Annotated in this window: 10 protein-coding genes; 7 read left to right on the top strand and 3 right to left on the bottom strand. The window is 63.9% G+C overall.

What is annotated here, in order from left to right:
• A partial coding sequence (locus tag LH475_RS13100) for an aldo/keto reductase (protein ID WP_297414506.1) occupies positions 1-762 on the top strand: 762 nt, incomplete at its 5' end.
• Here LH475_RS13100 and LH475_RS13095 read toward each other — a convergent pair.
• Entirely contained in the window at positions 705-1,634 is a 930-nt protein-coding gene (locus tag LH475_RS13095) for a LysR family transcriptional regulator (protein ID WP_297414504.1), read from the bottom strand. The two genes, LH475_RS13100 and LH475_RS13095, sit on opposite strands and share 58 nt — an antisense overlap.
• A gap of 146 nt (positions 1,635-1,780) precedes the next feature.
• Between LH475_RS13095 and LH475_RS13090 the strand changes: the two genes are divergently transcribed.
• Both LH475_RS13090 and LH475_RS13085 read left to right on the top strand, forming a co-directional pair.
• Positions 1,781-2,146 carry a GNAT family N-acetyltransferase gene (locus tag LH475_RS13090; protein ID WP_297414502.1) on the top strand — a complete coding sequence of 122 codons (366 nt, stop codon included), beginning with the start codon at positions 1,781-1,783 and terminating at the stop codon, positions 2,144-2,146.
• 683 nt (positions 2,147-2,829) lie between these two features.
• A complete protein-coding gene (locus LH475_RS13085; RefSeq protein ID WP_297414500.1) occupies positions 2,830-4,092 on the top strand; it encodes an FAD-binding domain-containing protein in 1,263 nt (420 codons plus the stop codon).
• Between the two features lie 357 nt (positions 4,093-4,449).
• On the opposite strand, the gene LH475_RS13080 is transcribed toward LH475_RS13085, so the two are convergent.
• Positions 4,450-4,992: a GNAT family N-acetyltransferase gene (locus tag LH475_RS13080; protein WP_297414498.1), complete on the bottom strand. Its 543-nt coding sequence runs from the start codon at positions 4,990-4,992 to the stop codon at positions 4,450-4,452.
• A 313-nt stretch (positions 4,993-5,305) separates the two neighbouring features.
• On the opposite strand from LH475_RS13080, the gene LH475_RS13075 reads away from it, so the two are divergent.
• Together LH475_RS13075 and LH475_RS13070 are read left to right on the top strand one after the other, a co-directional pair.
• Positions 5,306-6,085: an SDR family oxidoreductase gene (locus LH475_RS13075; protein ID WP_297414496.1), complete on the top strand. Its 780-nt coding sequence runs from the start codon at positions 5,306-5,308 to the stop codon at positions 6,083-6,085.
• A 788-nt stretch (positions 6,086-6,873) separates the two neighbouring features.
• On the top strand, positions 6,874-7,446 hold the full coding sequence (locus LH475_RS13070) for a sigma-70 family RNA polymerase sigma factor (protein ID WP_366145610.1): 573 nt from the start codon (positions 6,874-6,876) through the stop codon (positions 7,444-7,446).
• A 383-nt stretch (positions 7,447-7,829) separates the two neighbouring features.
• Here the strand turns inward: LH475_RS13070 and LH475_RS13065 are convergent, their stop codons facing one another.
• Positions 7,830-8,360, bottom strand: a complete 531-nt coding sequence (locus LH475_RS13065; protein WP_297414494.1) for a cupin domain-containing protein — start codon at positions 8,358-8,360, stop codon at positions 7,830-7,832.
• A gap of 350 nt (positions 8,361-8,710) precedes the next feature.
• On the opposite strand from LH475_RS13065, the gene LH475_RS13060 reads away from it, so the two are divergent.
• Together LH475_RS13060 and LH475_RS13055 are read left to right on the top strand one after the other, a co-directional pair.
• A complete protein-coding gene (locus tag LH475_RS13060; RefSeq protein ID WP_297414493.1) occupies positions 8,711-8,881 on the top strand; it encodes a hypothetical protein in 171 nt (56 codons plus the stop codon).
• A 236-nt stretch (positions 8,882-9,117) separates the two neighbouring features.
• On the top strand, positions 9,118-9,620 hold a 503-nt coding region (locus LH475_RS13055; RefSeq protein ID WP_297414491.1), incomplete at its 3' end, for a DUF6431 domain-containing protein.

Below are 9,620 nucleotides of genomic sequence, written 5' to 3'. Positions count from 1 at the left end.
GCCACCATTCACGCCGCTCTCGACCTGGGGGTGACCCTCTTCGATACGGCGGATGCCTACCACCTGACGGCCACGGACGTCGGACACAACGAGTCGCTCTTGGCACGGGCGATCGCCACCTGGGGAGGGAACACGTCGAGTGTGCTCGTTGCCACCAAGGGCGGCCACCTCCGCCCCGGAGACGGCTCCTGGACAGTGAACGGCCGACCCGAGTACCTGAAGCAGGCGGCGGAGGCGTCGCTGAAGCGTCTGGGTGGCGACGCGATCGGCCTCTACCAATTGCACCGCCCGGACCCGGAGGTGCCCTATTCGGACTCCGTCGGCGCGATCCGCGATCTGCTCGATGCCGGCACGATCCAGCAGGCCGGCATCTCAAACGCGAATCTGGAACAGATCCGTCTAGCCCAGGAGATCCTCGGTGGGCGTCTCGCATCGGTGCAAAACCAGTTCTCGCCCGCCTTCCGCAGCAGCGAGCCCGAACTCGAGCTGTGCGACGAACTCGGGATTGCGTTCCTGCCGTGGAGCCCTCTCGGTGGCATCTCCTCGGCGGGCGCCCTCGGCGACCGGTTCGAGGCGTTCGGACGCGTGGCCGCCGACCGCGGGATCACCCCGCAGGTCGTGTGCCTCGCGTGGGAGATGGCGAAATCGCCGCGCGTGATCCCCATCCCCGGCGCATCCCGGCCGGAGAGCATCACCAATTCGGTTCAGGCCGCCGAGGTCACCCTGACCGCCGACGAGCTCTCGATCCTCGACGCGGCCTGAGGGGTCTCCTCGAAAAGCTGATCAAGGAACGCGGTGGCGGCCGGACTCGGTTCATCCGCCACCGCGACGGCGACCGTCCATTCCGGCATGTTCTCGGGGAGCGCCACCGCGCATAGCGTGTCTGGACGTTTCGCGGCGAAGCTCGCCGGCACGATCGCCACTCCGAGGTTGTAGCCGACGAGGTCGAGCAGCGGATGCACGTCGTTGACCTCCATCGAGGCGAGGTAGTCGAATCCGGCCGCCGCGAACGCCCGACGCGCAAGCACGTGGGCGCCCCACCCGGGTTGAAAGCCGATCATCGGCTGGTGATGGAGCGACTCGATGTCGACGTCGCCTCGTGCGGCGAACGGATGATCCGGGTGGCACAGCACCACGAGCTTCTGCGAGCTCACTCGCCGCATCCGCACGCCCTGCGGAGCAGGACCGGTCGCCACGACCAGGGCCACATCCCGGAGCCCGCTCGCAACGCTTTCGAGCTGTTCCATCGAGCCTTCGTAGCGCAGACGCACCTCCACCCCGGGATTCGCGATTCGAAATCGTCCGAGTTCGGCCGGAAGGTCGATCGCGCCGATGCACGGTTCGGCTCCCACAGTCAGGCGCCCGCGCACGACGCCGCGTACCGCGGCGACCGCATTCCGCGCGGCGGCGGCGCTAGCGAGGGTACGAATGGAGTCGGCGAGCAGCGCCTGGCCGGCCGCGGTCAGTTCGACGCGTCGGGTGCTGCGCACGAAGAGCGAGATGCCGAGCTCCGTTTCGAGCGCTCGGATGGAGGCGGAGAGCCCCGATTGCGAAATCTGCAGCAACTCGGCGGCTCGGGTGAAGTGCCGCTCGTCGGCGACGGTGACGAAGTGTTCGAGTTGACGCAATTCCATTCAGCAAATCTAGCCCTGAATGGACCACCTCCCAGAAGTGCATAAGCGCTGCCGCGGTGACGGCGGCCCACCGCGTTGATAGCGCCGTCGCACCTCCGGGCCGCAGAGGCTCCGGGTAATTCTCGCTGGTATGGGAGGGTGTGGCGATGAGTGAATTCTGGATCTCCAGCAGCGACACCGTCTCTGATGAAGAATTGCTTTTCCTCTACAGCTCGGTCGGCCGGACTGCGTACACGCGTGATCCGGACGTGCTGACGCGCGCGATTCGCGGATCCTCGTTCGTGGTGTCTGCTCGTGGTCCACAGCGAGAACTTTGGGATCTGGCGCGCGCGATTTCCGACGACGTGACTATCTGTTACTTGCAGGACATTCTCGTCCGTCCCGACGCCCGGCGTGCCGGTGTTGGACGCGCACTACTTGAGCACGTGCAGCAGACCCAATGGGCCGCCGAGGATCCCCGCATCGAGTCTGTTTCCATGCGACCCATCCGGCTTGGACTTTCGCTTAGGTAGGACAGCCGCGACGACAAAATGACGCAGCAGCTGCGCGGAGAAGCATCGACGCCATCGCGGCGGACTGGAATGACTCGCCGTTCCCTCGGCTTTGACCCCACCTGCTTCGCAACCGCCGGGATAGAGAATCCGACGCGGTCAGTGCCGTAGTTGACGCCGATGTCCGTGATCTCCAGTGAGCGCTGTGCCGCGAACTCGATCACGGGGATCGGCATCGCCGTCAGCATCTCCGCGTACTCCACGCGTGGGTCGGGTGCGTCCTCGGGGAGAACTCCAGCGAACTGCATGTGGCTATCGTGATGCGTTCCGCATCAGCGGACAAGACCCCGAGATCAAATCGAGAACGTCCCCTTCTGGCCCGACCCGCATTGCGGGTAACGTGCAATCACAGCGGCGGCTCTGTTGAGACGGGTGAGGAACGATGAAGTCAGGAAAATAAGATAGCCGCCGAAACATCGGCGGCTTTTTCGCTGGACTCCCGTTTCGTAACTCGGCGGCTCACGTTTCGCTCTGGGCCCTCTGGTGAAACCGGTGGGCACGGGCTTCAACCCGATTTCGACTCGACATGTCCTGACCCGGGGCTGCTCAGAATTTCGGTGACGCGTTGTCTTGGGCTGCGGAGATGACAGCATCCGATCTGGGCATCCCATCGCTTCTCAGTGTGCCTGCCCCATACTGTCCGCATGACGCTCGTTGCCACTCGCGCTGCGGGCCTCGCCCGGCTCGCCGACTTTGTTCCCCGTGCCGGTCGGGCTTACGCCGCCGAGCGCAATCTCGACCGAGGCCCGGCGGATCGTACAAACGTGTCGACCCTCTCGCCGTGGGTTCGGCACAGGCTCGTCACCGAGGCAGACGTGGCGGAGGCAGTGCTGCAGCGGCATTCGCTCGATGCGGCCTCGAAGTTTGTTCAAGAGGTTTACTGGCGCACCTACTGGAAGGGCTGGCTCGAGCTGCGGCCGAGCGTCTGGGCGCGGTACGCCGCGGCCGTCGGGCCCGCGCTCGTAGGGCTGAGTGCCGCGCAACGTGTGAGCTACGACGCGGCTGTGACGGGCCGCACGGGTATCGACGGCTTCGACGAGTGGGCACGAGAACTGGTCGACACCGGCTACCTGCACAACCACGCACGCATGTGGTTCGCGAGCATCTGGATCTTCACGCTGTGTCTGCCCTGGCAGCTCGGAGCCGACTTCTTCATGCGGCGCCTGCTCGACGGCGACCCGGCCTCGAATACTCTCTCGTGGCGCTGGGTGGGCGGGCTGCAGACTGTCGGCAAAACCTACCTTGCGACGACTCAGAACATTGCGTTCGCCACCGGGGGGCGGTTTCACCCGCACGGGCTGGCCACACACGCGATCGCGATCGACGACGACGCGCCCCCTCCCACGCCTCTGGCGGCGCCGCGGCCCGAGCCGCTGCCCGCCGGCCGGGTGGCGTTGATGCTTCACGAAGACGACCTCCACGCCGAGAGCCTCGCACCGGCCCTCGAGGCGGCCGGAGCACAGGTCGCCGCGGTGGCGGCGCCGAGCGCCGGCGAGCCACGGTCGCCGCTGTCGGCCACTGACTTCACGACGGCATCCGCGCCTGAACCGTCGTCACCACTTGTGGTCGCATTCACGGCCGGCGCGCTCGCTGACGGCCTCGACCGGGCCGGCACGCACTTCTCGACCGGCACCACCACACTCGACGCTCTCACGGCATCCGCTGTTCTGCCGTGGATGCGGGCTCATAGCGTGACGGCGCTCGTCACCCCCTACGCGCCTGTCGGCGCTGTGCGCGATCGGCTCGACCGACTGGCCATCGACCTTGCCGCTGAGGGGGTCACGCTCACCCGCGTGCTGCGCTCGTGGGATGCCCAAGCGTGGCCGCACGCCACACGAGGGTTCTTCCCTTTCCGTGAAAAGATTCCGGCACTTCTGCGCGACCAACAGACCCGCGTGAACGGATGATCGGGGCGTACCCCCAATAGCTTGCGCACCCGCGAACAAAGAAAAACCCCCGTAATCGTGGGGATTAGCGGGTTATCCGCTGTCAGTACCGGCGGGATTTGAACCCTACTTCTCACCCGTTTGCGACCGGGTCACCGTGCGATTGTCAGCCGTCTGCTGTTCAGTGTGATCACGTAAGACGTTGGCCGAGGGCGCGCAAGTCCCTCGATTGCGCACTTTCCCTGTGCCGTCATCTACGATCTCGATTGATCTTGGACGCCCGTAAGCAGGTCGATCACCGGGCCGCTTTCCCGATGCCCGCGCGCGTGGGATCTACGGCGAGTTTCAACCTTGCACCGGTGCCCGTAGGCCGGACGCCTATCGGTCGCCGCCGATGTTCAGTTCCCATCGAATCTCGCGATCTTCGATCGTGCACGTGGGTGCAAGACCCTGATTCTTTGCCACCGCCATAGAGGCATGATGCTGAGGATGTACGAAGGCGCCGAAAGAGCCAACGCCGCGTTCCCGCAGCCATTGGATCATTGCTCGCGTCGCTTCGGTAGCAGCGCCATTCCCCTGCGCCTTAGGTGCCACGACCCACGCAATATCGGCGCTCAGTTTCCTTGTTTCGCCTTCAACGGTGGCCTGAACAAAACCGACCAGGACTTCGGAAACTTTATGGCGGATGACCCAGTTGAGCCACCACTCCGAGCCGTCGTTCGACTGCCCCACCGACTGGGCGACGTAGCGCCGCACCAACCCTTCGGGAGTGGGTGGCTCGCCACCGATGAACTCATAGAGCGACGGATCAGCCAGCACCCTGACCATCTCCGGAGCGTGGTCGACCGAGAGCGGTTCCAACAAGGACCGTTCCGTTTCCACCTGCTCGGGTGCTGGCCACATCACGCCTAACTCTTCCACAACGCGTCGTCAAAGCGCCCGCAAGTCGGTCGATCACCGGACGGCATTTCAGGTGCTCGCGAAAATGTGATCGAGGCTGGATTTCGACGTTGCTCATGTGTCCGCAGGGGGTCGATCAGCGGGCGGCATTTCAAGTGCTCGCGAACGTGTGATCGAGGCTGGATTTCGACGTTGCCCAGGTGCCCGCAGCGGAACCACTCACGCACAGAAACATGGGGTGCCGCCGACGGATGAACCAGCCGGTGCCAGCTTCGAGTGAAATCCCGGCCGTCCCAGTTGCGTGGCTTTCCGTCGATCCCTTTATAGTCGGGGCATGACGATCGACTCCCATTTACGGCAGCTGTTTTCACTCGAGGGCCGCACCGCGATTGTCACCGGAGGTAGCTCCGGAATCGGTCTGGCAATCGCGAAAAGCCTTGCGCTGGCAGGCGCCACGACTGTGCTGGTTGCGCGGGACAGGAACCGACTCGATCAGGCGGTTGGAGACATCCGTGAGCACGGCGCACGGGCGCTAGCAGTGGTCGGAGACCTCAGCAGCCGTGAGGGAATTCGTGAGTCCGCCGAAGCCGTGGCTGCGGAAGTGGGTGAGCCCGATATTTTAGTCAACTCGGCGGGCATCAATCTTCGGCCTGCGATGAACGACCTCACCGACGGAGTGTGGGACACAATCATGACGGTCAACCTTGAGGCGCCCTACCTCCTTGGCCAGCGGTTCGCTCCGGGAATGGCTGATCGAGGATTCGGTCGTTTGATTTCGGTGAGTTCCCAGCAGGCGCATCGCGCGTTCGTGCAAAGTGGCGCGTATGGCGTTTCCAAGGCCGGGTTAGAAGCCTTGGCCCGTTCACAGGCCGAGGCCTGGTCTGCTCGCGGCGTGACGAGCAACGTGCTGGTACCCGGCTTCGTCCTCACGCCGCTGAATGAGAGGCTCGCCTCACAGCCAGAGTTGGTTGCGCAACTTGCCGCTCGGACAATGATCGGACGTAACGGACTCGCCGAGGACTTCGCAGGGGCCGCTCTTTTCCTTGCGAGCTCGTCATCGGCCTATGTCACAGGCCAAGGACTCGCGGTCGACGGCGGCTTCTCCGTTCACTGAGCGAACCGCGGGTACTTTTCTTGTCAATAGGGGAACCCTCTGCGGGACAATGGCCCCGAAGAGGATCCCTTTCCGTCCGCCGTCGCGCTGACACAGCTCGGAACACGTGGACGTAAAGGCGTGCGATTCATTTGACCCGTTCTGCAACGATCTGACGTCGTCGGGGAATGAGTAGTTAAACGAGGAGAGAAAATGACTAAACGCGATCTCGACGAACTGCTCGGCCAGATGCCGGGACAACTTCCCCTTGCAGCCCAGGCCGAAGCGCAACGGATGGTGAACACGGCCATGCCGGCGCGACTTCGACACGGGCATGCGCCACGGGCTCGGTGGGTACTTCCTGTGGTGGTCACAGGCGGGCTCATACTCACAGCTGGGGCGAGCACCGTGGCGATCACCATGTCCCATTGGGGAGGCGTCAGCATGCCCATCAAGAACGTCCGAAACAATGAACCCATCCCGATTAGCTGGACCACGGAGACGGGCCAAGTGCAGTCCTGCCGAGTGTGGATTGAACTTCGCAACCCTCCGCCCAACTCTGCTGAAACTCTCGACGCCGCCATCACTTCCCGTGACTGGGCGGGGGTGGGACAGGAACTGTATGACACGACGGCACCGGGCGTCGACGACGACAGCGTCGGGGAGAGCCGAGTGGGTCGCGGATTCGACCCCGTGGTGCGCGCGTTCGCAGCAGAAACTTTCCCTGGCGTCGGTTGGCTTTCGGAGGGCGTAGGAACCGATTTAGCCGCTGTGGACGCTTGGGGCTTTACGTGCGTCCCCCCGGCCGAATGATGGTCGACCACGGTGATCGCACGGCCCGGATTGAGAACGCCGTTCGACTACATTCGGTCCCTGTTCTGAGTTATCTCGCTCGACGGGTCGACGAGACAGAAGATGCCGCTGACCTGCTCGCTGAGACGCTTCTGGTCGTCTGGCGTAGAGCCGCAGCGCTACCCGCGGACGACGCCGAGGTTCGTCCCTGGATGTTCGGGATCGCACGAAAAGTACTTATGCACCACTACCGTCGCGCGACCTATCAAAGAACAATGGGAGACCGACTTCGGAGCATTCTGGCCGCCACACCGCGCGCAGGCTTCTCGGACCCCACAGAGCATGACGACCTGCACAGAGCAATCGCACGTCTCGACATGGTCGACCGCGACATCATCGGGCTGGTCCACTGGGAAGGCTTCTCGCTCGTAGAGGTCAGCCGCGTCCTCCACATGAAGGAAGGAACCGTACGCAGCCGCTATCACCGCGCGCGCACCTCGCTCCGCACGCAACTCGGAATTGAGAACGACGCGGACGCGGCGAGAGGCGAACACGCGAGCCCTAGAACCCGAGACGCCCTGGCAACCTAGCACCCGCCATCACGCTCGGGCCAGAAGCAATCATGATTCTCCAGCTCCGCGTTCCTCGCCAGAGAAGCGGAAGGCCCTCCTTCGGAATGAATTGAATGAACCCACCTTCGCGCAACAGATCCGGGTGGCAGACGTGCGCGCTATATGCGCTGAGTACCTCGAAACCGATGGGATACGAGGCATTTTGGTTTCGAGGCAGTGGATGGCCTCAATTTGAGCTGGGCGAAGCCGATGCCGCCCGCAAGCGGAACGCTCAGCGGGCACTTTTTCGGGTTTCAAACAACGTATCGCCGCCGCTGTGTCAGTCCATGTTTCATATCACGTCAGCGCGCCAGCTTCATCCGGCATCAGGAGATCCTGCCGCTGCCCTGGCTCGTTGGTGTTTATGCCGGGGGCGTCCCGTCCATCTCCAAAGGACGCACCAACCCGAATCTTTCGATCAGTTCAGGCAACGACTCAAAGTTCATCTGCAGCCCGTACTTCTCGGACACCGCAGCCATTTCCTCAATGTCAGGTCCGGCGCCGTCCAGGAAGAACTGCCCAATTTCTTCGAAGTAGTTTTCGAATCCCGCCGGAGAAATAACTTCCAGAACCCGCGCCGGCTCGTCTCCTGCATTCCAGAAGGTGTGCCACTGATCCCTCGGCTTTCGGACCAGCTCGCCCGGATCGGCATGGAAGACTTTGTCACCGAGAAGGAATCCGATCTTTCCCAAGATGACAATCGTGAACTCATCTTCACGGCTGTGCATGTGTAGAGGCGCCGCCAGCTCACGCGGCGCGAGCAGATGTTCGACGATGGAGAACCTTCCGGTGGTCGCTGCTGTGCCGAGCATCGTTTGGGCGGTCATCGCATCGCCGAACCGGACAAGGCTGCCAACGTCTTCGCCGACCGGTCCGAAGGCTCTAGCGCTCATATGAATATGATCCGCGCGCTCCGCACTGGGGGCAATGGGCTGACGAACGAATGTTGTATCGCTGCCCAGCTTCGATGGTCCATGCAGGGACTCTTGGGAAACATCAGCTCTTCGCTGTCAGGAATGAGAGGGACTCGGCGAAAAGTCACCAGCCCCTTCTGCAGTATTCCTGCCACGCCGTACCGTAGTCAGATCCTTGGGCCGGCACTGATAACCGCCCTTGCACTGTCGCGAAAGCCGAACGCTCATCGGTCGCACGCGTGGCCTCGTCATCCCGGATTATGACGGCATCCGGACAGCGGGCGGGATGAAATCTCGGTGACATAGGATCGGGTTAGCTAAGGAGGGCCATGCGACGATTTCCGCTCGCCTTTCTGCCGCTGATTCTGCTGCTCGCTGGATGCTCCGGGTCCTTCGTTGGCGGGTATGACCGTGTTATCGGCGAGGGTGACGCTTGGGGTGTTAGCGTCGCAGATCCAAGGGTCGACTCGCTCGGTGATGTTGTACGTCTCCGTGGATGACGATGAGGCCGGGGTTGTGCGTCGCGGTGGGTGACGATGGGGTTGTCGATATCGGCGGCGTCATCGTGACGAGCAGCGATGGTCGCGGACGAACGCTTGGGCCGTGATCGTCATGAGGATCCTGGCCGGCCTGGTCGGCACGGTAACGGCGACCGCCACACCCTCAACACGAGGTGGCCCCTTCCCCGGCCGGGTGTGGTAGTCAAGAGTTACTGGCATGACCTTGTGGCAGCAGAATGGAGCCGGACGCGATGGTCGTCGTCGCCTCGCCGGAGCAGGCCGAGGCCCTGCTCGACGCGGGGCAGCTGGGCTGTCCCGGCTGTCCCGGGGCGTTACGCCCGCACGGGTATGGCCGCATCCGCAGGGTGCGCAGCCTCGGCGAAGCACCGGTCTCGGTGCGACCCCGCCGTGCCCGCTGCCCGGAGTGCGCAGCCACGCACATGCTGCTGCCCGCAGCGCTGGTTCTGCGGCGGGCGGACACGGCCCAGGTGATTGGCATGGCCCTGGCTTCGAAGGCCCGCGGCGATGGGCACCGCACGATCGCGGCCCAGCTGGGCCGCCCGGTCTCCACGGTGCGCCGCTGGCTGCGTCGGGCACGGGAACCACACGCCGACTGGTTGCAGGAACAGGGCGTGCAGCACGCGTACCGTGCCGATCCTGACATCCTGAACCGCGACCTGGTCTGGCCGACTCCGCTCGGGGACGCACTGAACCTCCTCGCCGGCGCGGCGCTGGCCTG

The sequence above is a fragment of the Cryobacterium sp. genome (genome assembly GCF_026786305.1).
In the GTDB taxonomy this organism is placed as follows: domain Bacteria; phylum Actinomycetota; class Actinomycetes; order Actinomycetales; family Microbacteriaceae; genus Cryobacterium.
This window is presented reverse-complemented; position numbering and strand designations above follow the sequence as displayed.